The 22,628-nt window shown below is 67.5% G+C and carries 21 protein-coding genes; 2 read left to right on the top strand and 19 right to left on the bottom strand.

Features of this window, described 5'->3' with window-relative positions:
* The 6 genes from AXA74_RS10605 to ndk are packed head-to-tail and all read right to left on the bottom strand — an operon-like array spanning position 1 to position 5,351.
* Positions 1 to 639 (bottom strand): YfgM family protein, encoded by a 639-nt coding sequence (locus AXA74_RS10605; protein ID WP_029578833.1) that lies wholly within the window; start codon positions 637 to 639, stop codon positions 1 to 3.
* A 3-nt stretch (positions 640 to 642) separates the two neighbouring features.
* A complete protein-coding gene (hisS, locus tag AXA74_RS10600; RefSeq protein WP_080700270.1) occupies positions 643 to 1,929 on the bottom strand; it encodes a histidine--tRNA ligase in 1,287 nt (428 codons plus the stop codon).
* Between the two features lie 41 nt (positions 1,930 to 1,970).
* The gene (gene ispG / locus AXA74_RS10595) at positions 1,971 to 3,257 is read right to left on the bottom strand and encodes a flavodoxin-dependent (E)-4-hydroxy-3-methylbut-2-enyl-diphosphate synthase (protein ID WP_029578835.1); all 1,287 of its coding nucleotides are present in this window, start codon (positions 3,255 to 3,257) and stop codon (positions 1,971 to 1,973) included.
* Between the two features lie 20 nt (positions 3,258 to 3,277).
* Positions 3,278 to 3,751, bottom strand: coding sequence for a helix-turn-helix domain-containing protein (locus tag AXA74_RS10590; RefSeq protein ID WP_029578836.1), 474 nt, complete (start codon positions 3,749 to 3,751; stop codon positions 3,278 to 3,280).
* Positions 3,748 to 4,896 (bottom strand): 23S rRNA (adenine(2503)-C(2))-methyltransferase RlmN, encoded by a 1,149-nt coding sequence (gene rlmN, locus AXA74_RS10585; protein ID WP_032979708.1) that lies wholly within the window; start codon positions 4,894 to 4,896, stop codon positions 3,748 to 3,750. The genes AXA74_RS10590 and rlmN overlap by 4 nt, the downstream gene beginning before the upstream one ends.
* 29 nt (positions 4,897 to 4,925) lie before the next feature.
* Complete coding sequence (gene ndk / locus AXA74_RS10580; RefSeq protein WP_029578838.1) at positions 4,926 to 5,351, bottom strand: nucleoside-diphosphate kinase; 426 nt, start codon at positions 5,349 to 5,351, stop codon at positions 4,926 to 4,928.
* A 315-nt stretch (positions 5,352 to 5,666) separates the two neighbouring features.
* Here ndk and AXA74_RS10575 point away from each other — a divergent pair, with 315 nt between their 5' ends.
* Positions 5,667 to 8,546 (top strand): valine--tRNA ligase, encoded by a 2,880-nt coding sequence (locus AXA74_RS10575; protein WP_032979709.1) that lies wholly within the window; start codon positions 5,667 to 5,669, stop codon positions 8,544 to 8,546.
* A 64-nt stretch (positions 8,547 to 8,610) separates the two neighbouring features.
* On the opposite strand, the gene trmD is transcribed toward AXA74_RS10575, so the two are convergent.
* The 3 genes from trmD to rpsP all read right to left on the bottom strand — a co-directional run bounded on the left by trmD (position 8,611) and on the right by rpsP (position 10,587).
* Complete coding sequence (gene trmD / locus AXA74_RS10570; RefSeq protein ID WP_029578840.1) at positions 8,611 to 9,423, bottom strand: tRNA (guanosine(37)-N1)-methyltransferase TrmD; 813 nt, start codon at positions 9,421 to 9,423, stop codon at positions 8,611 to 8,613.
* Positions 9,423 to 10,016 (bottom strand): ribosome maturation factor RimM, encoded by a 594-nt coding sequence (gene rimM / locus AXA74_RS10565; protein WP_029578841.1) that lies wholly within the window; start codon positions 10,014 to 10,016, stop codon positions 9,423 to 9,425. Before rimM ends, trmD begins: the two co-directional genes overlap by 1 nt.
* A gap of 310 nt (positions 10,017 to 10,326) precedes the next feature.
* Positions 10,327 to 10,587: a 30S ribosomal protein S16 gene (gene rpsP / locus AXA74_RS10560; protein ID WP_029578842.1), complete on the bottom strand. Its 261-nt coding sequence runs from the start codon at positions 10,585 to 10,587 to the stop codon at positions 10,327 to 10,329.
* Between the two features lie 305 nt (positions 10,588 to 10,892).
* Between rpsP and AXA74_RS10555 the strand changes: the two genes are divergently transcribed.
* On the top strand, positions 10,893 to 11,501 hold the full coding sequence (locus AXA74_RS10555) for a hypothetical protein (RefSeq protein ID WP_029578843.1): 609 nt from the start codon (positions 10,893 to 10,895) through the stop codon (positions 11,499 to 11,501).
* Between the two features lie 64 nt (positions 11,502 to 11,565).
* On the opposite strand, the gene AXA74_RS10550 is transcribed toward AXA74_RS10555, so the two are convergent.
* The 10 genes from AXA74_RS10550 to AXA74_RS10505 all read right to left on the bottom strand — a co-directional run bounded on the left by AXA74_RS10550 (position 11,566) and on the right by AXA74_RS10505 (position 22,572).
* Positions 11,566 to 11,817: a sulfurtransferase TusA family protein gene (locus tag AXA74_RS10550; RefSeq protein ID WP_029578844.1), complete on the bottom strand. Its 252-nt coding sequence runs from the start codon at positions 11,815 to 11,817 to the stop codon at positions 11,566 to 11,568.
* Positions 11,804 to 14,425, bottom strand: coding sequence for an alanine--tRNA ligase (gene alaS / locus AXA74_RS10545; RefSeq protein ID WP_032979716.1), 2,622 nt, complete (start codon positions 14,423 to 14,425; stop codon positions 11,804 to 11,806). The genes AXA74_RS10550 and alaS overlap by 14 nt, the downstream gene beginning before the upstream one ends.
* A gap of 84 nt (positions 14,426 to 14,509) precedes the next feature.
* The gene (locus AXA74_RS10540) at positions 14,510 to 15,535 is read right to left on the bottom strand and encodes a type II secretion system protein (protein ID WP_032979718.1); all 1,026 of its coding nucleotides are present in this window, start codon (positions 15,533 to 15,535) and stop codon (positions 14,510 to 14,512) included.
* The gene (locus tag AXA74_RS10535; protein WP_029578847.1) at positions 15,532 to 16,116 is read right to left on the bottom strand and encodes a type 4 pilus major pilin; all 585 of its coding nucleotides are present in this window, start codon (positions 16,114 to 16,116) and stop codon (positions 15,532 to 15,534) included. Before AXA74_RS10535 ends, AXA74_RS10540 begins: the two co-directional genes overlap by 4 nt.
* 24 nt (positions 16,117 to 16,140) lie before the next feature.
* Positions 16,141 to 17,241, bottom strand: a complete 1,101-nt coding sequence (locus AXA74_RS10530; RefSeq protein WP_029578848.1) for a type II secretion system F family protein — start codon at positions 17,239 to 17,241, stop codon at positions 16,141 to 16,143.
* Positions 17,234 to 18,775 (bottom strand): GspE/PulE family protein, encoded by a 1,542-nt coding sequence (locus AXA74_RS10525; protein ID WP_032955357.1) that lies wholly within the window; start codon positions 18,773 to 18,775, stop codon positions 17,234 to 17,236. The genes AXA74_RS10530 and AXA74_RS10525 overlap by 8 nt, the downstream gene beginning before the upstream one ends.
* Positions 18,768 to 19,214 (bottom strand): hypothetical protein, encoded by a 447-nt coding sequence (locus AXA74_RS10520; RefSeq protein WP_029578850.1) that lies wholly within the window; start codon positions 19,212 to 19,214, stop codon positions 18,768 to 18,770. Before AXA74_RS10520 ends, AXA74_RS10525 begins: the two co-directional genes overlap by 8 nt.
* A complete protein-coding gene (locus AXA74_RS10515) occupies positions 19,192 to 20,307 on the bottom strand; it encodes a type 4b pilus protein PilO2 (RefSeq protein ID WP_032979720.1) in 1,116 nt (371 codons plus the stop codon). The genes AXA74_RS10520 and AXA74_RS10515 overlap by 23 nt, the downstream gene beginning before the upstream one ends.
* Positions 20,300 to 21,874, bottom strand: a complete 1,575-nt coding sequence (locus AXA74_RS10510) for a hypothetical protein (protein WP_029578852.1) — start codon at positions 21,872 to 21,874, stop codon at positions 20,300 to 20,302. Before AXA74_RS10510 ends, AXA74_RS10515 begins: the two co-directional genes overlap by 8 nt.
* The gene (locus AXA74_RS10505) at positions 21,871 to 22,572 is read right to left on the bottom strand and encodes a TcpQ domain-containing protein (protein ID WP_230588863.1); all 702 of its coding nucleotides are present in this window, start codon (positions 22,570 to 22,572) and stop codon (positions 21,871 to 21,873) included. The genes AXA74_RS10510 and AXA74_RS10505 overlap by 4 nt, the downstream gene beginning before the upstream one ends.
* Between the last annotated feature and the right edge of the window lie 56 nt (positions 22,573 to 22,628).

The raw sequence follows: 22,628 nt of genomic DNA, 5'->3' as shown, positions 1-22,628 counted from the left end.
TCAAGCTCCGGTCAAAGCGTCGAGTTTCAGTTGCACCACCTGGGTCAGCGGATTATTGGTGCCCAGGCCGTCAATCGCCTGCTGCCAGGCCGCGCGCGCCTCATCGCGCTTGCCTTGCGCGGCCAGGATATCGCCCCGGCGGTCGGCGAACAATGCGGCAAAGGCGGCCGGCGGATTATTCAGCTGCGCCAGCGCGGCATCGTATTGCTTCTGGTCCAGCAGCAGCCCGGCCAGGCGCAGGCGGGCGACCGGCTGCAGCGCGGGCTGCTTGTCCTGCGATGCCAGCCATTCGAGCTGCTGGCGCGCGCCGTCGACATCCTTCTGTTCGACCAGGGCGTTGGCGGCGATCAGCGCGCCGCGGCCGGCATAGCCCGTATGGGGATAATCTTCGCGCAGGGTATTGACGGCGGCCTTGATCCGGGCCGCGGAATCCGCTCCCCCCAGACGGGCCGCGTCTTCAAGCGCCTCGAAGTAGCCCATGGCCTGGTTGGCGCGGTACGTCTGGTAGGCCTTCCAGCCGCTCCAGCCGCCCCATGCCACGACGACCGCGGTCGCCGCCGACAGCAGCAACGTGCCGTAGCGCGCCCACCAGGCCTTGATTGCGTCCAGCTTTTCCTGTTCTTCGAGATCGTATGCCATGCCTTAACCCTTGGATTTCAACACGCTGGCCAGCGTTGCCAGCGCGACAGTTTCTTGTGCGCCCTCGCCACCGGCATCCGCGCGCAGATATTTGACGCTTGCGGTCTGGCTGGCCACTTCGTCGCCGCCAAGAATAACCGCAACACGGGCGCCGCTGGCGTCGGCGCGCTTGAACTGGGATTTGAAACTGGCCGCGCCGGCATGCACGATGACCGACAGGCCCGCGTCGCGCAAGTCCTCGCCCACCCGGGCCGCCAGGCGCTGCGCCTCGTCGCCCTGGTGCACGATATAGACCTCGCATTCGGGCCGCGCCTGCTGGCCGGCGCTCTGCTCCCACAGGTCCAGCAGGCGTTCCATGCCGATGGCAAAGCCGACCGCCGGCGCGGGCTTGCCGCCCAGCAGTTCGATCAGCCCGTCATAGCGGCCCCCGCCGCATACCGTGCCTTGCGCCCCCAGGCGGTCTGTCACCCACTCGAAGACGGTGAGGTTGTAGTAATCCAGGCCACGCACCAGGCGCGGGTTCAGGCGGTATTCGATGCCCGCTTCTTCCAGGCGCCGGCACACGCCGTCGAAGTGAGCGCGCGACGCCTCGCCCAGGAAATCGAACAGCCGCGGCGCGCCGTTGGCCATGTCCTGGAGCCCGGGATTCTTGGTGTCCAGCACACGCAGGGGATTGGTATAGAGGCGGCGCTTGCCATCCTCGTCCAGGATGTCGGCGTGCTTTTCGAGATATTCGATCAGCGCGGCGCGGTGCGCGGCGCGCTCGGCCGGCTGGCCCAGCGAATTGAGTTCCAGCCGGATGTCGCTCAGCCCCAGCGTCTTCCAGAGACGGGCCAGCATGACGATGAGTTCGGCGTCGATATCGGGGCCGGCAAAGCCCAGCGCCTCGACGTCGATCTGGTGAAACTGGCGATAGCGCCCGCGCTGGGGACGCTCGTGGCGAAACACCGGGCCGATGGAATAGACGCGATGCGGACGGTCATAGAGCATGTTGTGCTCGATGGCGGCGCGCACGACGCCGGCCGTCATCTCCGGGCGCATGGTCAGCGACTCGCCATTGAGCGCGTCGGTGAAGGTATACATCTCTTTCTCGACGATGTCGGTCACTTCGCCGATGCCGCGCGTGAACAGCCGTGTCTGCTCGAGGATGGGCGTACGCAGGTTGCGGTAGCCATAGCTGTGCAGCCACCCGCGCACGATCTCCTCGAAGCGCTCCCATTGGGCGCTTGTGTCGGGCAACACATCATTCATCCCGCGAATGGCGGAGACTTTCTGAAAAGCTTGCGTCATTTATGTCATGCCGGCGGCGAACCGCCTGCCTGTCCTTCTGCTTAATGGGAAACAGCGGCGCCGTAGCGGCGCGCGACGTAGTCTTCGACGATGGCCTGGAACTCTTCGGCGATGCGGTCGCCCTTGAGCGTGACCGTGCGCTCGCCGTCGATGAAGACGGGCGCCGCGGGCACTTCACCAGTACCGGGCAGGCTGATGCCGATATCGGCATGCCGGCTCTCCCCGGGCCCATTGACCACACAGCCCATGACGGCGACGTTCATGCTTTCCACGCCGGGATAGCGGCTGCGCCAGACCGGCATCTGGCGGCGCAGATAGGTCTGGATGCTGTCGGCCAGCTCCTGGAAGAACGTGCTGCTGGTGCGGCCACAGCCGGGGCAGGCCACGACCATGGGCGTGAAGGCGCGCAACCCCATGGTCTGCAGGATTTCCTGGGCCACGATGGCTTCGCGGCCCCGGTCGCCGCCCGGCTCGGGCGTGAGCGAAATACGGATAGTGTCGCCGATGCCCTCCTGGAGCAATACGGCCAGCGCGGCGGTCGACGCCACGATGCCCTTGCTGCCCATGCCGGCTTCGGTCAGGCCCAGGTGCAGCGGATAATCGCAGCGCGCCGACAGGTCGCGATAAACGGCGATGAGATCCTGCACATGGCTGACCTTGCAGGACAGGATGATGGCGTCGCCGCGCAAGCCGAGCTCTTCGGCGCGGCGCGCATTGCTGATGGCCGACACCACAAGCGCGTCGCGCATCACGGCCTGGGCCTCCCAGGGCTGGGCGCGGCGGCTGTTCTCGTCCATCTTGCGCGCCATGAGCTCGTGGTCGAGGCTGCCCCAGTTCACGCCGATGCGCACCGGCTTGTCATGGCGGCAGGCCACTTCGATCATCTGGGCGAAGTTGTCGTCGCGGCGCTTGCCCCCGCCCATATTGCCCGGATTGATGCGGTACTTGGACAACGCCTGGGCGCAATCCGGGAACTGCGTCAGCAGCTTGTGGCCGTTGTAATGGAAATCGCCCACCAGCGGCACCGACACGTTCATGCGGTCGAGCTGCTCGCGGATGGCGATGACTTCGCGCGCGGCCTCCGGGGTATTGACCGTGATGCGCACGATTTCGGAACCGGCTTGCACCAGTTCCTTGACCTGGATGGCCGTGGCGATGGGATCGGCGGTGTCGGTGTTGGTCATGGATTGCACCACGACCGGGTTGCCGCCACCCACGGTGACGACCCGCTCACCCCATTTGACTTGGACCGCGCGCGTCGGACGGCGCGGCAGGGAGGCCGCCGCCGGGGGGGGCGTCTCCTCGCAGGGTTTGGACAAATCTTGCATATCGGTCCGGGATGACTGGCTCAAAACCATTGGGAAGGCAGCCACTGCCGCGGCAGCCATCCCTGCCAGAAGGCGTAGGCCACGCCCACCGCCAGCAAGGCCACGATGACCACGATCCAGCCCCAGGAGCTGGCCGAACGCTCTTCGTCGACCGCCAGGCCGGCGCCATGCAGCGAGCGGCTGGCTCCGAGGTTGGCGGGCGCCGGGGCGTGCGCCTGGCCGTCCAGCGAGGCCACGATGGCCGCGCCGTCGGCCCCGAGCAGGCGCGCGTAGTTGCGGATCAGCCCGCGCAGCGACACGCCGGCAGGCAGCTCATCCCAGCGCTCGGCCTCCAGGGCCTCGATCTGGCGCGTGGAGAACTTGATGCGGCTGGAGACCTCTTCGAGCGACCAGCCCTTGGCTTGCCGCAGACCTCGCAGGGCCGCCCCCACGCTGCCGCCTTGCGCGGGCGCTGCCGGAGCGGGTTGAACGGCCGAAGCGAGATCCTGCGTCATGCGTGCACCTGTCTGATGGGAATGGAGCGGGCGGCGGCGTTGCGTTCGGTGATGCGGGTGCGATCCTTGACCTCGCCGGCCAACTGGCCACAGGCGGCGTCGATATCGTCGCCCCGCGTCTTGCGCACGGTGGTGATGATGCCCGCGTCCATCAGGCGCTGGGCGAACACCTTGACCCTCGGCGCCGGCGAGCGCTTCAGGCCGGAGGCGGGGAAAGGATTGAAAGGGATGAGATTCAGCTTGCAGCGCACCTGGCGGGCAAGCTGGATCAACTCCTTGGCGTGCTGGTCGGTATCGTTGATGCCGTCCAGCATGCAGTATTCGAAAGTGATGAAATCGCGCGGCGCGTGGGCGAGATAGCGCTCGCAGGCGGCCAGCAGCTCTTTCAGGGGGTACTTCTTGTTCAGCGGCACCAGTTCGTCGCGCAAGGCGTCGTTGGGCGCGTGCAGCGACACGGCCAGGGCCACGGGGCAATCCTGCGAGAGACGGTCCATCATGGGCACGACGCCCGAGGTGGAAACCGTCACGCGGCGGCGCGACAGGCCATAGCCGTTGTCGTCCAGCATCAGCCGCAGCGCCGGCAGCACCTGGTCGTAGTTGAGCAAGGGTTCGCCCATGCCCATCATGACGACGTTGCTGATGACGCGGGTGTCTTCGCCGCTGGCCTGGGCCAGGCGCGCGCTGCCGGCATCGGCCTCGAGCACGCGCTTGGCCCACCAGAGCTGGCCGATGATCTCGCTGGTCTGCAGATTACGGTTGAATCCCTGGTGGCCGGTCGAACAGAAGCGGCAATTGACCACGCAGCCCGCCTGGCTGGAAACGCACAGCGTGCCGCGGTCATCCTCGGGGATGAAAACGGTTTCGATGGCATTGCCCTGCCCGACATCGAACAGCCACTTGCGCGTGCCGTCCGTGGAGCGCTGCTCGATGTTGACCCGCAGCGCCTCGATGACGCAGCGCTGGGCGAGCTGCGCCCGGAAGTCGCGCGCAAGGTCCGTCATGGCGTCGAAACTGTCCACGCCGCGCTGGTGTATCCAGCGCTGCAGCTGGCGGGCGCGGAACGGCTTGCCTCCCCATTGGCCGACCAGGTCGGCCAATGCCTTGGCATCCATGCCCAGCAGATTGATCGATTCGACGGTATCCATGACTTACCGGGTAAAGCCGCTATCGAAAATCAACGGCTGTGGATGTTGATTTCGGGGAAGAAGAAAGCCACTTCGACGGCGGCGGTCTCGGGAGCGTCCGAACCGTGCACGGCGTTGGCGTCGATGCTGTCGGCGAAGTCGGCGCGGATGGTGCCCGGGGCAGCCTTCTTGGGGTCGGTGGCGCCCATCAGGTCGCGGTTGGTCTGGATAGCGTTCTCGCCTTCCAGGACTTGCACGAACACCGGGCCGGAGACCATGAAGTCCACCAGGTCCTTGAAGAAGGGGCGCTCTTTGTGCACGGCGTAGAAACGCTCGGCGTCGGTGCGCGACAGTTGTTGCATGCGGGCGGCGATGACCTTCAGGCCGGCCTGCTCGAAACGGGCGACGATCTGGCCGATGACGTTCTTGGCGACGGCATCGGGCTTGATGATCGAGAGGGTGCGTTGAATCGACATGGAAACTCCAAAGTCTGCTGAGACAGTTTTGTGCTGAGGGATTTGACGCGAGTCCGGACAAAGCGTTCCGCGAATGGCTTCGCGGCGTCTTGCGCCTGGCTGTTTTGCACAGACTAGGACGCGATCACGCGCCCGAACTCGTCAAAACCCGGATTCGGCACTGCCAACCAGTCAGATTTCTCCAATAAAAACAGGGACTTCTAAAAGGTTTACAGTAACCCAGCATTCTAGCACGGCGCCAAGAACCTATTACATCTTAAAATCAGGGGTTTGCTGGCCCGCTTTTGCTGGCCCCCTGTCTGCCGGAACCCCGTAATGACCCAAGCTGCCGACCCCAAGAACGATACTCCGGAGCTCTCCAAGAGCTTCGAGCCCGCCGACATCGAATCCCGCTGGTACGACGAATGGAACCGGCGGGGCTATTTCCAGGCCGGCCGCCACGTAGAAACAGGGACCGACCCCGCACCCTATTGCATCCAGTTCCCGCCGCCCAACGTGACGGGCACGCTGCACATGGGCCATGCGTTCAACCAGACCATCATGGATGGCCTGATCCGCTACCACCGCATGTCGGGCGACGATACCGTCTTCATCCCCGGGACCGACCACGCCGGCATCGCCACGCAGATCGTGGTCGAGCGCCAGCTCGACGCCCAGAAACTCTCGCGCCACGACCTCGGCCGCGAGCGCTTCGTCGAAAAGGTCTGGGAGTGGAAAGAACAATCGGGCAACACCATCACCAGCCAGGTGCGCCGCCTGGGCGCCTCGGCCGATTGGCCGCGCGAATACTTCACCATGGACGATCGCATGTCGCGCGGCGTCGTCCAGACCTTTGTGCAGCTGTTCCGCCAGGGCCTGATCTACCGTGGCAAGCGCCTGGTCAATTGGGATCCCAAGCTGCTGACCGCCGTCTCCGACCTCGAAGTGCAGTCCGAGGAAACCGACGGCTTCATGTGGCACATCCTCTATCCCTTCGTGGATGGCCCGCAGACCATCATCGACAAGGAAGGCAACACGGTCACGCTGCGCGGCATGACCATCGCCACCACGCGCCCGGAAACCATGCTGGCCGACGGCGCGCTGTGCGTGCACCCGGATGATCCGCGCTACAAGCACCTGGTCGGCAAGGAAGTCGAGCTGCCCCTGTGCGACCGCAACATCCCCATCATCGCCGATGACTTCGTCGATCCGGAGTTCGGCACGGGCTGCGTCAAGATCACCGGCGCGCACGATTTCAATGACTACGCCTGCGCGCTGCGCCACAAGCTGCCGCTGATCGTCATCTTCACGCTCGATGCGCACATCAACGAAAACGGCCCCAAGCAGTTCCAGGGCCTGGAGCGCTACGAAGCCCGCAAGGCCGTGGTGGCCGAGCTCGAAGAAAAAGGCTATCTGGTCAAGGTCGAGCCGCACAAGATGATGCAACCCAAGGGCGACCGCACCGGCGTGGTGCTCGAACCCATGCTGACCGACCAGTGGTTCGTGGCCATGAGCCAGCCCGCCCCGGAGGGCACTATCAACCCCGGCAAGAGCATCACCGAGGTGGCGCTGCAGGCCGTGGCCGACGGCCGCATCCAGTTCTATCCTGAAAACTGGACAACGGTCTACAACCAGTGGCTCAACAACATCCAGGACTGGTGTATCTCCCGCCAGCTGTGGTGGGGCCACCAGATCCCGGCCTGGTATGCCGAGGACGGCCGCTGCTTCGTCGCCCACTCCGAGGAAGAGGCGCTGGAGCAGGCCCGAGCAGCCGGCGTCACAGGCCCGCTGACCCGCGATCCGGACGTCCTGGACACCTGGTTCTCGTCGGCCCTGGTGCCCTTCACCACCCTGGGCTGGCCCGAGAAGACCGCCGACCTGGCCCGCTACCTGCCGTCCAGCGTGCTGGTGACCGGGTTTGACATCATTTTCTTCTGGGTCGCACGCATGGTCATGCTCACCATGCACATGACCGGCAGCATCCCCTTCAAGCATGTCTACGTCCACGGCCTGATCCGCGATGCCGACGGCCAGAAGATGAGCAAGTCCAAGGGCAACACCCTGGACCCGGTGGACCTGATCGACGGCATCGGCCTCGAGCAGCTGGTCGCCAAGCGCACCTACGGCCTGATGAATCCCAAGCAAGCCGGCGCCATCGAGAAAGCCACGCGCCGGCAGTTCCCGGACGGCATCCCGGCCTTCGGCACGGATGCGCTGCGCTTCACCATGGCTGCCTACGCCACGCTGGGCCGCAACATCAACTTCGACCTCAAGCGCTGCGAGGGCTACCGCAACTTCTGCAACAAGCTCTGGAACGCCACGCGCTTTGTACTGATGAATACGGAAGGCCACGCGCTGCATGGCGCGGAGCCGGGCGAGCTGTCCTTCGCCGACCGTTGGATCGTCAGCCAGCTGCAGGCCCTGGAGGGCGAGATCGCCCGCGGCTTCGCCGACTACCGTTTCGACAATATCGCCAACGCCCTGTACCGCTACGTCTGGGACGAATACTGCGATTGGTATGTCGAACTGGCCAAGGTGCAGATCCAGGCCGGCAGCCCGGCCCAGCAGCTCGGCACGCGCCGCACCCTGATCCGCGTGCTTGAAGCCGTCCTGCGCCTGGCCCATCCCATCATCCCCTTCATCACGGAAGAACTGTGGCAGAAGGTCTCGGTGGTGGCGGGCAAGCGCCAGGCCGGCAAGGCCGACAGCGTCAGCGTGCAACCCTATCCGCGCGCCAACCCCGACGCCGTGGACACCGAGGCCGAGGCCGAAGTCGCCGAACTCAAGGCCCAGATCGAGGCCGTGCGCGCCCTGCGCGGCGAAATGGGCCTGTCGCCGGCCCAGCGCGTGCCCTTGGTCGCCCAGGGCGATGCAAGCCTGCTGCGCCGCAATGCGCCCTACCTGGCCGCACTGGCAAAGCTCAGCCAGGTCGACGTGGTCGACACCCTGCCTGATGCCGGCGCCCCGGTGCAGGTCGTGGGCGACTCCCGCCTGATGCTGCATGTGGAGGTCGATGTCGTGGCCGAGCGCGCCCGCCTGGACAAGGAGATCGCGCGGCTCGAAGGCGAGATCGCCAAGGCCAACGGCAAGCTGGGCAACCCCAGCTTCGTCGAGCGCGCCCCGGCGGCCGTGGTCGAGCAGGAAAAAGGCCGTGTGGCCCAGTTCAATGAAACCCTGGCCAAGGTGCGCGACCAGCGCGGCAAGCTGGGCAATTAAGCCGCCCCAAAAAAATCCCCCGCGTCATCGTCGCGGGGGATTTTTTTCGCCTGGCGCATGAGGCTCAGACCGCCGGTTTGCGGCGGCGGCGCTTGCGCGGGTCGGGCGGCGGCTCCAAGCCCTGCAGCTCGGCCAGCCGGCATTCGTCGGCATGATCCAGCCAACCCTGCTGCCTGGCGCGCTCGATCAGCTCAGGCCGCCGCGCCAGCGTCAGGCGCAAGGACTGGTCGCGCCGCCAGCGCGCGATGCGGGCGTGGTGGCCGCTCATGAGTTCGGCCGGGACAGCCTGCCCTTCATAGACTTCCGGCCGCGTGTAATGCGGACTGTCCAGCAGACCCGACAAGGTGTCGTTGAAGGAATCCTGCAAAGCGGAATCGACATCGCCCAGGGCGCCGGGCAATAGGCGCACGGCCGCGTCGATCACCGCCAGCGCGGCAATCTCCCCCCCCGAAAGCACGAAGTCGCCGAGAGAGATTTCGTGCGTGACGCAACGGTCTATGAAACGCTGGTCCAGGCCCTCGTAACGGCCGCAGACCAGTATCATGCCCGTGCCGCCGGCGATTTCCTGGGCCGCTGCCTGGTCGTAGCGCCGGCCCACCGGCGAGAGCAACACCACCGGCGCCGGCGCCAGCCCTTGCGCTTGCCGCTGCGCCTGCGCGGCATTGACTGCCGCCTCCAGCGGGGCGGCCATCATCACCATCCCCGGCCCGCCGCCATAGGGGCGGTCGTCCACGGTGCGATGCACGTCAGTGGTGAAATCCCGGGGGTTCCAGGCCTGGAGCGACCACAGCCCTTGCGCATGGGCGCGGCCCGTCACGCCGAGATCGCGCACCACCCCGAACATTTCGGGAAACAGGGTGATGACGTCGATACGCATCAATCTTCCAGCGGCCAATCGCTGTCGATGCGGCGCGCCGCCAGATCCACGGCATGGATGTGCGCGCGCACAAAGGGCACCAGCACCTCCCGCGGGCGCCCCTTGGCGTCCAGCAGAGGCCGACCATCCTCATCCTGACGGACAACGCGCAAAATGGCATGGGCGGCGTTTTCGAACACCTCTTCGACCACGCCCAGGCGGCGGTCCGCGCCCTCGGCATGACTATGGAAGGCGCACCCGATCAGATCGACCCAGTAGTACTCGTCTTCGGCCGCCTGAGGAAAGGCCGCGCGCGACACCCATACCGAGGCGCCCTTGAGCGCCTCGGCCTGGTCGCGGTCCGCGATTCCCTCAAGCTGGGCGACCGCGCTGGCGCCATGCACGCGGCATTGCTGCACGGCATAGGCACGCGGAGCCGGGCTCGCGCGGCCGGCAGGCACGGGCGCCGCCAGCCACCACCGCGGCGCCGCGCGCAACACGTCGGCCTGGGCCGAGTGCGGCTGGACCTTGATCCACCCCTTGACCCCGTAAGCCGACGCCACGCGGCCCAGCTCCACCAGGTCGTCAGGCAGCGAGTCCGCATGTTTGGACATGAGCAGATCCCAGAAATCAGTGTTCCACGCCCGGGCGCCCTGCCCGATGGCAAGGCGCGGCGTGTTTTTGCAAACGGCAAAGAAGACAAAGCCACGCACAAGGCGTGGCCGAGTCTACAGCACTGGAAACGACATCAGCCCACATGGGAACCATGCCCTCGCGATGACAGCGGATACCGAAGGGCCAAGCCCTCGAACGATACCCGCGCAGCGGCCAGCGCCCTACAGCGTCACCGGGTCGGCAGGCGCACCCGCCCTGCCCGGCTCATGGTTTGCCCAAGCCCGCAGGCCGGACAAGCCAAGCCCAAGCTTAGGCAGCCGCCGAAACCTTGGCCGAGTATTCCTTGACCAGACGCTCGACAGCGGGCGACAGTTGGGCGCCGTTGTCAGTCCAGTACTTGATGCGGTCCAGCGCGATGCGCAGGTTTTCCGAACCATCACCGCCGACGGGGTTGTAGAAACCCACGCGCTCAACGAAACGGCCGTCGCGGCGATTGCGCGAGTCGGTAGCCACCAGATTGTAAAACGGACGCTTCTTCGAGCCGCCACGGGCCAGACGAATCACCACCATAGGTAATCCCTTGAATTAGATGTGAAAAACGGGAAATTCTAGCATCCAACCAGCGCCCCTGGCAAATAGCCTGCCGTTTTTTACCGACACACCGTGTCTGGGTGACACGACAAGCTGCCGAATGGGCCGGCCCAGCGTATGCTGGAGCGGCACAATCAATCGGGGTCGGAGAGCGGATGCATCCTGTACCGGCCTGCAAGACCCTGGCCAGTTGTGCGACGAGCCGGCGCATGGCGCCCGTGCTCGGCAAGGCGAAGCATACACCCTCTTGGCCCTCTACCGCATCCCGCAAGGAGATCCTGGTCATGAAAGTCCGCAAGTTGCTTGCCCTGACACCCCACGCACGCGCGGCCGCCGTACTGGCCGCTGCGCTGGCCATCTCCACGCCTTTTCTTGCGCCTGCCGCGCAAGCGCGCGTGGTCGACGCCGCCCTGGTCACGGCCACGGGCAAAGTCACGGCGGTGGATCCCTCCAACCGCACACTGACCGTCGTCGGCCCCAGCGGCGAATCCGTCCCCCTGCAAGCCGGTCCGCAAGTCCGCAACTTCGATCGCATCAAGGTCGGCGACATGGTGCGGATCAGCTATTACGAGTCGCTCGACATCGCCACCCGGCCCAAGGGGTCCGGCGTGCCCGAGGTCCGCACCGAAACCGCGCAGACCCGCGCCCAGCGCGGCCAGATGCCGCAGGGCGGCGCCGGCGTGCAGACCACGATCACCGCCGAGATCTGGCATATCAGCCGCAATAGCAATACCGTCATCCTGCAAGGACCCAGCGGCGGCCGCCAGACGGTGGTGGTGCGTGACCCGCAAGCCATCAAGAAGCTCGCCACGCTGAAGGAAGGCGACCTGGTGGACTTCACCTTCACCCGGGCCGTGGCGGGCGCGGTGATCGCGCCGGCCAAGAAGCCCTGAGGGGCGGCGGCGCAACAAAAAAGGCAGCCCTGCCGGGCTGCCTTTTTTGTCGGGCGCGGCTGGCTCAGCGCCGCCGCAGATAGTGCTCGATGCGATCGGCCTGGGGCACTTGCGCCAACAGGGCGTTGCCGCTTTGCTGGCAGAAGGCCTGGAAATCGCGCTCGGCCTTGGGGTCGGTGGTGATGACCCGCAAGACCTGCCCGCTTGCCAGCTGCGCCAGGGCTTTCTTTGCGCGCAGGATGGGCAGCGGGCAGCTCAGCCCGCTGGCATCGACTTCCAGTTCGAAGGCCGGCAGGCCCGTATCAGAGCCGCTCATTGACCCAACCCTGGACGCTGGCGATGGCCGCTGGCAGGGCCGAGGCATCGGTGCCGCCGCCCATGGCCATGTCGGGCCGACCGCCCCCCTTGCCGCCGACCTGGCCGGCAACAAAACCCACCAGATCCCCCGCCTTGACCTTGCCGGTCAGATCGGCAGTCACGCCGCCCACCAGGCTGATCTTGCCGTCGGCGCTGGCCGCCAGCAGCACGATGGCCGACTTGAGCTTGTCCTTCAGGTTGTCGACCATGCCGCGCAGGGCTTTGGGATCGACGCCGGCGATGGTCGCGGCCAGCACCTTGACACCCTTGATCTCGACCGTGCCCTTGTCCGCCAGATCATTGCCGGCGCTGGCGGCCAGCTTGGAGCGGGCCTGCTCCAGTTCTTTTTCGAGCGCCTTGACCTGCTCCTGGACCTGGGCAATGCGATCGGGGAGTTCGGCGGCGGGAGCGCGCAGCACGCCGGCGGCACGCTGCAGCAGCGCGCTCTGGTCCTGGACCCAGACCAGCGCGTTATCGCCCGTGATGGCCTCGACACGGCGCACCCCGGCGGCCACCCCGCTTTCGGAAACGATCTTGAACAAGCCGATGTCGCCCGTGCGGCCGACGTGGGTGCCGCCGCACAACTCGCGCGAGAAACCGATGTCCAGCACGCGCACGGTATCTCCGTACTTCTCGCCGAACAAGGCCATGGCACCGCCCTTGACCGCGTCGTCGTAAGCCATGACGCGCGCCTGCGCCGGCTGGTTGGCCAGGATTTCGGCGTTGACGATGGCTTCCACGCGGGCGATCTGCTCGGCCGTCATGGGCGCATCGTGGGCAAAATCGAAGCGGGTCTTGTCGGGATCAACCAAGGAGCCGCGCTGCTGCACATGCGAACCCAGCACATCGCGCAGGGCCTTGTGCATCAAGTGCGTGGCCGAGTGATTGCGCACCGTGCGCGCGCGGCGCACCGCATCCACGCGGGCGAGCAAGGTGTCGCCCACCTTCAGCGTGCCCTCTTCCAGCACGCCGTGGTGGCCGAAAACCCCGGCCTGGATCTTCTGCGTGTCGGCCACGGCGAAGCGCAGGCCATCGGCCTGCAGCAGACCGGTGTCGCCCACCTGTCCGCCGGACTCGGCATAGAAAGGCGTGGCGTCAAGCACCACGACGGCCTGCTGGCCGGCCTTGACGGCGTCGACCTGGGTGCCGTCCACGTAGAGGGCGGTCACCTTGACGTCGCTCAGTTCAAGCTGCTCATAGCCTTCGAAGCGGGTTTGCGCCCCCTCGTAGCTCAGGCCTTCGGCCATCTTGAACTTGCCGGCCGCGCGCGCCTGGTCGCGTTGGCGCTCCATGGCGGATTCAAAGCCCGGCATGTCGATCTCGACTCCGCGCTCGCGGCAGATGTCCGCCGTCAGGTCGACCGGAAAGCCATAGGTGTCATACAGCGTGAAAAGCGTGTTGCCATCGAGCTGGCCGCCCTTGGGCACCTGGGCCAGCGCGACATCCAGGATCTTCATGCCATGCTCGAGCGTTTCGCCGAAGCGTTCTTCTTCCTGCCTGAGGACCTGGGCCACGCGCTCGGCGGTCTTGGCGAGCTCGGGATAGGCCTCGCCCATCTCGGCCACCAGATCGGGAACCAGGCGGTGGAAGAAGGGCTTGGTCTGGCCCAGCTTGTAGCCATGCCGCAATGCGCGGCGCACGATGCGGCGCAGCACATAGCCGCGGCCTTCGTTGCTGGGGATGACGCCGTCGACGATCAGGAAGGCGCAGGCACGAATATGGTCGGCGATGACCTTCAGCGAGTTGTCTTCGAGATCCTGGGTGCCGGTTTCGCGGGCGGCCGCGGCGATCAGCTTCTGGAACAGGTCGATTTCATAGTTGGAGTGCACGCCCTGCAGCACGGCGGCAATGCGCTCCAGGCCCATGCCGGTGTCCACGCAGGGCTTGGGCAGGCGCGTCATGTTGCCGGCCGCATCACGCTCGAACTGCATGAACACGAGGTTCCAGATCTCGATATAGCGGTCGCCGTCCTCTTCGGGCGACCCCGGGGGACCGCCCCAGATCTCCGGACCGTGGTCGTAGAAGATCTCCGTACACGGGCCGCACGGGCCGGTGTCCCCCATCTGCCAGAAATTGTCCGAGGCATAGCGGGCGCCCTTGTTGTCGCCGATGCGGATGATGCGCTCGGTCGGCACGCCGACTTCCTTGGCCCAGATGTCGTAGGCCTCGTCATCCTCCTGGTAGACCGTCACCCAGAGCTTTTCGACCGGCAGTTTGTAGACCGTGGTGAGCAGCTCCCAGGCGTAGCGGATGGCGTCCTGCTTGAAATAATCGCCGAAGCTGAAATTGCCCAGCATCTCGAAGAAGGTGTGATGCCGGGCGGTGTAGCCGACATTTTCCAGATCGTTATGCTTGCCCCCGGCGCGCACGCTGCGCTGCGACGAGGTGGCGCGGGAATAGGGGCGCTTTTCCTTGCCGGTGAAGACGTCCTTGAACTGCACCATCCCGGAGTTGGTGAAGAGCAGCGTGGGGTCGTTACCCGGCACCAGCGAAGAGGACGGCACAATGGTGTGTCCCTTGGACTGGAAGAATTGCAGGAACTTCTGGCGAATCTCGGAGGATTTCATCGTGGATGAATCGGGATTTTGGCGAATCTTTGATTATAGAGGGTAGGCGACGCCTTGCCAGGAAAGCCCTCCTTGGGGGCGGGCTCAAGGCCCGCCATCCGACGGGCGGACGCAGACAAAGCCCGTGGTCCAGCCCTCGATGCTGGTCCATTTGCCGCCATAAGACACCGCGACCGCCCTGAAGCCTGACGGGCAGGCGCAGCCGCCGGACAGCGGGTTGGCCATGGACTGGCCCGTGTGCAGCACGCAGCCCGTGCGGCTGTTGTAGCCATAGGCGCCCCCGAAACTGCCTTCCGCGGGCCGCCAACGGCCGCGGTGGCATTGCAGGAGCTCGCCCTGCTCGCCCTGTGCCAGGGCGCCGGCCTCTTCCGCCGCGCAGGCAAGACCCAGCACCCGCCGGGCGCCCGCGCGCAGATATTCGCCCGCGCTCAGGCGCTGGCCCGCCTGGATGGAGCCTGCCACGGTCAGGCCCGCCTGCAGCCGGGGATCCCGGTCGTCTCCCACCCTCACATAGCGGGGATCCAGCCCGCCTTGCGTCCCCGCCCACCCGACGGGTGTGCCCAAGGGCAGTGCCGTCATCCCGGCACGGGGAGGATTGGGATAGCGGAACTGCGCGCCCTGCAGCAGCGGCCTGGCGTAGCCGCCGGCCGCGCCCATGGGCTGCAACAGCGGCGCCAGCCGCAGCAGATCCGCCTGCCCGCCGCGCGTGCTCAGGGCCTGGTCGGCCATGACCAGGGCATCCACGCGGCATTGCGCGCCCGGGCAGGCGCTATCGGGCAGCACGGCCAGGCGCACGCCGAAGCCCAGGGGCGCACGCGCCGGAAAGCCCCCCGGCAACAACCCCTGCCGCACCAGTTCGGCCAGCGTGGGCGCGGACGGGTCGGCAAACGCACCGGCCTGCGCCGTGCCCGAGGCCCAACCGCCCAGGTCGCGGGCCAGGGCTTGCTCCAATGCCAGCCGGATCTGTTCCATCCATTGCCCGCTGGCGCGCGCGGCCGTATCCTCCGCCTGGCGCGCCCATTGACCTGCCGCCAGCACCGCCAGCAACAGGCCGATGCTTATCGCCACGACCAATTCGAGCAGGGCGAAGCCACGTTGCCGGCGCATCATGGGAAGGTGAAGACAAACGTATTGCGCGCGGCGCATTGCGCCGAGGCGCGCGAGCCGTCGTAGGCCAGCACGGGGCTGGCTTCGGCGTTCTTGACCAGCACCGCCTCCCCCTTGCCCTGCACGCTGACGCGCGAAGCCAGGCCTTGCATGGCCGCGGCCAGGCCAGGGCAGGCGGCGGCGTGCACACGATCCAGCGTCAGGGTGAAGGCCGAGCCTGCCGCCTCACCCGGCCGCGAGCCGCTGGCCATGGTGATGCCGCCCTCGCCCAGGCCATGACGCACCGTCGCGGCCGCCCCTTGCCCGGACACGGAGAGCACGCCCGACTCGCGCATGGCCTCGGCAAGAAAAGCAGTATCCATGCCCGCATAGGGGGCGGAGCCGCCCATGCCGGCAATACGCGCCCGCACCACGAAGCGCTGCAGCGCTTCGGCCAGCTTGGGCACCCGGCTTTCGACCACATAAGCCTCGATGGCTGGCACGCCGATCACCGCCACGATAAGCAGAATGGCCGCCACCACCGAGATTTCTATCAGCGAAAAACCTTGTTCACGCGACCCCCTGGGCCGCAAGACATGGCGCATGAACCAACCTCCCAAAAAAATGCGTCAATGCGCGGAATAAAAATGCGTCAGGCCACGCCTGAGCTCGTCGATGACGGCGTAATGCCAGAACACCAGCGCCAACATGGCCGCCACCGTGGACAACAACAGCACCCAGCGCCAGAACAGGGCCTGGGCGGCCAGACGCGGCAACCATGCCTGTTCGACGCGCTCACGCGCGCGCGACAGCCCGGCCTCTATCCCGTGGGCGGCCATCATGTCGCTCATGAACCACCAGAGTTCCCGATCCAGAAGGCCCGTATCGAAAGTGGAGGCCCCGACCTCGCCGCGATCGATGCGCGCCAGCATCTGCGCGATATGCGCGGCCAGCCACGGCATGGCGTAATGCCGCAAGGCCCTCAAGGCCATGCGCAGGCGGACGTCGATGCTGCCGCCGTCACGGATGAGGACTTCGAGCAAGCTCAGGAAACGTATGGCTTGCGCGTCACGGTAGAGGCGCCAGGGGCCGATGCCATCGCAGTACCGGCGCCACGGACCATGCCAATGTCCCAGGGACCAGACCCACGAGCACAGGCCGCAGGCCACCGCCAGGGCCGACAAGGGCCCCGCCCAAACCACATGCGCGGCAAAGGCGAACAACGCGCGCGTTTGTGGACCGTGATAGTCGATGGGCAGGGAAGCGAATACCTGCGTCAGGCGCGGCACCGTGAACAGGGGCACGGCCCACAGCGTGCAAACCAGGACAGCCAGCGCCACAGCCGCGGCGCGCAGGCTGGCGCCAAGCTGCCGCCTGGCGGCATCGGCCAGGCGGCAAGCCTGGGCCAGGTCGTGCAGCCCCTGCGCCAGGGCTGCGCTGCCGGCTGCCTGCGCCGTGGCCAGCATCAGGCAATCCTGGGCGGGCGCGACCCCAGCCCATAGCGCGGCGAGATCGCCGCCATAAGTGCCGCTGGCCCTAGCCCAGCGCGCAGCCAGCCTGCCGCGCCAATGCGCCGCTCCATAGCGAGCGGCATCAAGGGCGAAAACCTCGCGCAGGGCAAGACGGCCGTCGCTGGCGCGCAGCAAGGCGCCCAGATAGGCGTAGTAATCGGCGCGCGCGCGCTGAAACCGCCAGGCATCAAGACGCAACAGCCACCAGGACTCACGCATGCCCGGTGTCCAGCAGATGAGCCAAGGCCTGCACGCCGCCTGCATGCATCGCCCAGTGGCGGGGATCGAGTTCGCCGCGCAGCACCTTGCCCTTGAGCACCTCATGCCAGGGCGTAGGGGAGCCCTCCAGTCCTTGCAGGACCTCGGCGGCCACACTGCGGCCCAGATATCCCCGCAACAGCCTGGGCCCGCCGGAGCACTGCGCACAGCCGGCCGCCCGGCGCACACGTAGCCGCCCTGTCGGCAAGGCCCCCAGCACCCGTGCCCAGGTACCGGCCCGCGGGCCGCGCAACAAGCCCTCAGGGCCGCGCGCGCAATGCGGGCAAGGACGCGGCAGGAGCTCTTGGTAGACCCGCAGCTTGAGAACGCCTTGCATGCGAAGAAAATCCGCCGGCACGCCGATGAAGTCCGAAGCCAGGCGAGCGGCAATGCCTTGCGCGGACCCCGCATGCACGGTGGTGTAGACGCTCACGCCCGAGCCCGCCAGGTCCATGAAGGCACGCCCGGTTTCCCGGTCGCGCACCTCGCCCAGATAGACGTCGTTCATGGCGCTGCGCTTGATGGTCTTGAGCTTGGCGTCAAAGACGCCGTCGTGGTCGGCGTCCAGGCCGCGGCCCACGGTGTTCTGCAGCGCCTCGCCGATGCGCAGCTCGACCGGGTCCTCCAGCGTGATGATCTTGCGCGTGGCGGACAGGCCGCGCAGCAAGGTGGCCAGCGTGGTGGACTTGCCGGAGCCCACTCGGCCGGCCACGACGATGGCGCCGCCTTCGCGCGAGCAGGCCTGGCGCAGCAGGCGGGCCTGCGAGGCGTCAAAGCCCAGGTCGCGCAAATGGTTGCCCGCGACGCTGTCGCGGCGCAGGATGCGCAGGCATACCGACGGACCGTTGTCAGTCGCCAGGGACGCCCAGCGCAAGATCCACTCCCGCTCGTCGATGCGGCAGAGGATGCGGCCCTGCTGCTCGGCCAGCGGGTCGAACACGGCGCCATTGCCGCCGACGACGTCCATCCAGACCACGGCCAGCATGTCGATCATGGTGGCGCGGGCCAGCGAACGGACATCGGGCAGCTGCACGTAGCGCCCGTCTATGCTGTAGCGCACTTCGGCCCGATCAGGACCATGCACGTTGAGGTGGATGTCGCTGGCCCCGGCCCTCAGGCCCGCGCGCACGATATCCTCGAACAGCAGCGCCAGTGTCGGCCGGCCGCCCTGCCCTGCCGCGGCGCGCCCAGGTGCCGGCGGGCCGCCGCCGCCCCGGGCTTCGCGCAGCAGGCTGAGCAGCAAGGCCGCATCCACCTGGTAGCAGGCGGGCTGGGCAATCGGATAGCCTTTTTCATGGAGCTGCCGCAGGAGCTCGGCCACCCACGCGCCGCGGGCATAACGGGGCTGGGCCAGCACGGCGGCCTGGCCGCCGTCCAGCAAGACGGGACAGATGTGTCCCGTCAGCCCGCCAAGCTCGAATTCATCATGCAAGACCCGCGACAAGGCCGGCTGGAGATCGTCCAGCGCGCGCAGCGGCACCACTGCGTCATTCATGGGGCTCGTCCATGGGCAGGATGCAGACTTCGGCCAAAGCGCCGCCGGCGTGCCGCAACCGCGCGCAAGGCGCCTGGATCTCGAGCAAGGCCAACGCGGTATCGGGAGCCGTGCCGCGCAGCCGCTGCAGGCCGGACCGGGCGCGCAAAGCCACGCCGGCCGACAGGAACTCGGCGGTAAGCCGCGGACCCACGCCGTAGATGGCGCGCAACTCGAGGGGCGGGGAGACTGCAGGCGCGGCCGGGACCGCCGCGGCCAGGCCTGGCTTGGCCGTGGACTCTGTGGCGATCTCCTCTTGCAGCCATTGGCGCACGCTCTGTCCAAGCGCGTCGCCGTCCGCGCTGTGCGCCAGCGGCGGGAACAACAAACCCAGCGCCGCGCAAGATGCCCGCCGCCAACGCTGGCGGACCACGTGTTCATGGACCGGGAGTATCGGCATGAATGCCTCCTTCGAGAAGAAGTGTGAGGGGGCTGCGCCTGGCGCCGGAACCCTGGGCCGGATCGATCTGTAATCGCAGATGGCGCCACCGCGCGGGCAGGATTTCCCAGGCAGGCAGCGAGTAAGAACGCAAAGGACCGCTGAGCCGCAATTGCCGGACGCGGCCGTCCGGCGTGGCCGACCACGGCCCCAACCAGACTTCCGCGAATGCCGCGCGCCAGGGTTGCAGGGCGCGCATCCAGCGCGTATCCGCCGGCCGTGGATCGGCCTGGCAGGGGCCGGCAGCCCGCCATCGCAACACGGCCTCGTCCAGCCCCGGCAGCTCGACCTCCCAACGAGAAGCGAGCTGGCGTTGGAAATCCGCGCTCAAGGCCTGCAAGGACTCGGGGTGGTAGCGCGCCTGGCACTGCCAAGCGTCCTGCTGGGGAAGGCATTGCGCGCCGGCCAGGCGCCACCCGGCAAGATGCATGGGCAACTGATGCACGCTGTCCAGCACTTGGCCCAGGCATAGTGCAGGCGCGGGCGCCGGGGCGGAAACGGCCTGCTCGCCGCCCGGAACCGCAGGCTCCCATCCAGCCCACATGGCCACACAAGCCAGCGGCAGGAGCAGCATGGCCAGCAAGAGGGCTGGCCGGGGAGGCAGGGAGCGCAAACGCGCGGCCGGCAGCGGCGCGGCGCCCAGCGCCTGGCAGACCTTGTCCGGCCGCCCCGATGGCTCGATGCCCAGGCGCCGCAGAGCGGCCTGCGCCTGATCCTCCTGGGCAAATACCTGGTCGCCTCCGGCCAGCACGGCGCCATCCTGCACGGCGACCAGCCAATAGCGGCCGTCCAGGGCCACGACGGCGGCAAAGGCGTCGGGCGCGCAATGCGCGGCGACCTGCTGGGCGGCGGAATAGCACCGCCCTCGGCCGGGGATCCGGGCGCAGCCGGCAGCCATCGCTCGCTCGCCGCCGAGCAGGTAGTGGCTGGCCCGCATCTGCCTGGCGCGCAGACGGGCCACCGACCCCGCATGGCTGCCGACCACGGCGGACCAGGACATGCCATGCACCCATTGCCCATGGGGATCCGCCGGACGCAGCCAGAGGTCAGCCATCGGCTTCCTCCAGTTGGGCGCTGAGCACGATGACCGTCAGCAGCCGCTCCTGCCGGGCCTGGTCGCGCCCGCCGGCCAGCAGGGGCGCGTCCGGCGTCAGCCGCTGGCGGTCATAGCTGTCCGTGCTGCGGTCAAAGCCGGACAGCACCACCGGATGCCCGGGACGCACGCGCACCTGCTGGACACTGCCATTGCCATCCAGATTGAGCTGCTGCACTTGAAGCGGCCTGTCATCGTCACCGAAGGCCAGCGCCTTGAGCGGTTGAGCGACCGTGTTGTCATAACCGATGGACAACAAGATACTGCCGTCGTCCTGTGCGTCCGGCAGCAGGGTCAGAAAGGTGCCCACCGTGACGCGCTTCTGGTTGACGGAAACACTGGGCAGGTCGCTGGTCCCCTGGCGCGCCTGCAGCCCCTGGATCTGGTCGACATAGGAGAACGTGCTGTGGACGGCGTAAGTCACCGGCCGGCGATTGAGCGTCAGCAGCGGGATGGAGCGATGGTGCCGAACCGCGCCGAACCGTGCCAGCGCGCTCAGGATGGCCTTGGAGCCACTCCAGGGGCCTTGCGGCAGGCTGGCGCTCAGGCCGGGCGAAACCGCCCGCAAGGCCGCTGGCAACATGCCTTCGACGGCGGCGCGCGCGCTGGCATGCAGGACCCGCCAATCGATCTCGCCCTCGGCGCTGTTGTGCATGACCAGGGTGATTTCTTCGAAGAGCAGTCGCACTCGCCGCCCCGCCCGGGCGTTTTCCTGCGTGATGAAGGCCTCGATGCGGGAGAGCGCGGCAGGCGTATCGGTCACGACCAGCGTGGCGCCCTCGTCGGCCAGCGCGGCCACGCCGGAACGGGACAGAAATGGCTCGATCTGCGTGCGCAGCATCTGCGAGGGGGAAGGCAGATCCATGGCCATGCTGGCCTGTATGGCGTGGTCGAACCCCTCGGAGCCGGCCGCATGGCGCCCGAGCCGGGCCTGCGATGTGATCGCCAGGGGCAGCAGGCGCAGGTCAAAAACCCGCGTCTGGCTGCGATAGAACTCGATGGCGCCGTCGTGATAGCGCCACCACACCAACAGACGCGCCGCCAGGGCATCAAGGATGTCCGCCAAGGGCCGGGGGCCCTCCTGCAGCTCCACCCGCGGCTGGGCCGGCACGGCCAGCGCGGCGCTGCCGGCCAGGCGGGGCAGGAAAAGCTCGGCGGGCAGCAGGGCTTCGGGCAGGACGCGCACGGCGATGCCGGTGGCGCGGTGCAGGCGTTCGGCGATCAGAGGCAGCCCGGCGCGGCCGGCGAAGATAAGGGTGGTATCGACCCGGGCGCGCAGCGGCGCGGGCAAGGCGACTTCGCGCGCCAGGGCCTGGGCAGGCCCGGCCAGCCAGGGTTTGGCGACCTCTTGCGCGGCCTCGCGGGCGCTGCGTGCCGCCTCGGCGTCAAGCGCCCGGGCCTGTTCAGCGTGCAGGGCCTGGACTTTGTCGCGCGACAGGCCAAGCGCATCGCGCAGGCTTTGCCATTGCGTCTGCAGCGCGCATCCGCCCAGGGCCAGGCACAGGAAGGGCAGCCATATCCGCCTCATGCGGCGGCTCCGCGGCTGCGGTCGCAGCTCTGCGCCAAGGGGACGACGCGCAATACCTGGTTGGCATAAAAGCAGGGCTGCAGCGGGCGGTCAGCCAGTTCGGTGGCGCGCAGCAGCTCACGCACGGCCGCCTTGAACTCCCCCTCGAAGCGGGCCTGGCCTTGCAACGGGATGTCGGCGTTGAGCGCCCAGTGCTCGGCCGAGAACGTCCACCCGGCCTGCGCGGCCCATCGTGCAAGCACCGCGCGCAAGGTGGTGTCGGGCGGCCCGGCGAAAAATGCCGGGGCTGCCGCGGACGGCGGCGCTGGCGTCACGGCGGCGGGCGGATCCGGCGGCGGCAGGCGCAAGACCTCGGGCTCCGGCGCCAGGGGTGCGGGCTCGCCGGCCCGGCGCGCGTAAGCCACCTGGCGGCCGCCGCGCAGCACCAGGGCCCGCCACTGGCCAGGCAGTACGACATAGGGATCGCGGCGCTGATAGGCCAAGGGCTGTTCACCCGCCGGTGCCTGGCCAAAAATGGCGGGAAGCTCCTGTCCGGGCGCGAACTGCAGCCAGATCTCCTGGCCACCGGCAAAGACTTGCAGCGGAGCGACTTCGGGATCGCCGCTCAGTTGCCAGTTGAAATCAAAATGATCCGGCGCGACACGCCAATGCGCGGACGATGCCGCCTGGCAGCCGCTGAGCAGCAGCGCGACGAACATGGAGAAAACACTTCGCATCCTGTGGGCCCTGTTTGGCAAGACAGGGCCATGATGGC

The organism is Bordetella hinzii LMG 13501, assembly GCF_001548475.1.
In the GTDB taxonomy this organism is placed as follows: domain Bacteria; phylum Pseudomonadota; class Gammaproteobacteria; order Burkholderiales; family Burkholderiaceae_B; genus Bordetella; species Bordetella hinzii.
The sequence above is the reverse complement of the archived record's forward strand: the minus strand, read 5'-3'. Positions and strand labels throughout refer to the sequence as shown.

Bases quoted from the DNA above. Each gene is read 5' to 3' on its own strand.
- AXA74_RS10605 (WP_029578833.1), bottom strand. From the start codon at position 639: ATGGCATACGATCTCGAAGAACAGGAAAAGCTGGACGCAATCAAGGCC.
- hisS (WP_080700270.1), bottom strand. From the start codon at position 1,929: ATGACGCAAGCTTTTCAGAAAGTCTCCGCCATTCGCGGGATGAATGAT.
- ispG (WP_029578835.1), bottom strand. From the start codon at position 3,257: ATGCAAGATTTGTCCAAACCCTGCGAGGAGACGCCCCCCCCGGCGGCG.
- AXA74_RS10590 (WP_029578836.1), bottom strand. From the start codon at position 3,751: ATGACGCAGGATCTCGCTTCGGCCGTTCAACCCGCTCCGGCAGCGCCC.
- rlmN (WP_032979708.1), bottom strand. From the start codon at position 4,896: ATGGATACCGTCGAATCGATCAATCTGCTGGGCATGGATGCCAAGGCA.
- ndk (WP_029578838.1), bottom strand. From the start codon at position 5,351: ATGTCGATTCAACGCACCCTCTCGATCATCAAGCCCGATGCCGTCGCC.
- AXA74_RS10575 (WP_032979709.1), top strand. From the start codon at position 5,667: ATGACCCAAGCTGCCGACCCCAAGAACGATACTCCGGAGCTCTCCAAG.
- trmD (WP_029578840.1), bottom strand. From the start codon at position 9,423: ATGCGTATCGACGTCATCACCCTGTTTCCCGAAATGTTCGGGGTGGTG.
- rimM (WP_029578841.1), bottom strand. From the start codon at position 10,016: ATGTCCAAACATGCGGACTCGCTGCCTGACGACCTGGTGGAGCTGGGC.
- rpsP (WP_029578842.1), bottom strand. From the start codon at position 10,587: ATGGTGGTGATTCGTCTGGCCCGTGGCGGCTCGAAGAAGCGTCCGTTT.
- AXA74_RS10555 (WP_029578843.1), top strand. From the start codon at position 10,893: ATGAAAGTCCGCAAGTTGCTTGCCCTGACACCCCACGCACGCGCGGCC.
- AXA74_RS10550 (WP_029578844.1), bottom strand. From the start codon at position 11,817: ATGAGCGGCTCTGATACGGGCCTGCCGGCCTTCGAACTGGAAGTCGAT.
- alaS (WP_032979716.1), bottom strand. From the start codon at position 14,425: ATGAAATCCTCCGAGATTCGCCAGAAGTTCCTGCAATTCTTCCAGTCC.
- AXA74_RS10540 (WP_032979718.1), bottom strand. From the start codon at position 15,535: ATGATGCGCCGGCAACGTGGCTTCGCCCTGCTCGAATTGGTCGTGGCG.
- AXA74_RS10535 (WP_029578847.1), bottom strand. From the start codon at position 16,116: ATGCGCCATGTCTTGCGGCCCAGGGGGTCGCGTGAACAAGGTTTTTCG.
- AXA74_RS10530 (WP_029578848.1), bottom strand. From the start codon at position 17,241: ATGCGTGAGTCCTGGTGGCTGTTGCGTCTTGATGCCTGGCGGTTTCAG.
- AXA74_RS10525 (WP_032955357.1), bottom strand. From the start codon at position 18,775: ATGAATGACGCAGTGGTGCCGCTGCGCGCGCTGGACGATCTCCAGCCG.
- AXA74_RS10520 (WP_029578850.1), bottom strand. From the start codon at position 19,214: ATGCCGATACTCCCGGTCCATGAACACGTGGTCCGCCAGCGTTGGCGG.
- AXA74_RS10515 (WP_032979720.1), bottom strand. From the start codon at position 20,307: ATGGCTGACCTCTGGCTGCGTCCGGCGGATCCCCATGGGCAATGGGTG.
- AXA74_RS10510 (WP_029578852.1), bottom strand. From the start codon at position 21,874: ATGAGGCGGATATGGCTGCCCTTCCTGTGCCTGGCCCTGGGCGGATGC.
- AXA74_RS10505 (WP_230588863.1), bottom strand. From the start codon at position 22,572: ATGTTCGTCGCGCTGCTGCTCAGCGGCTGCCAGGCGGCATCGTCCGCG.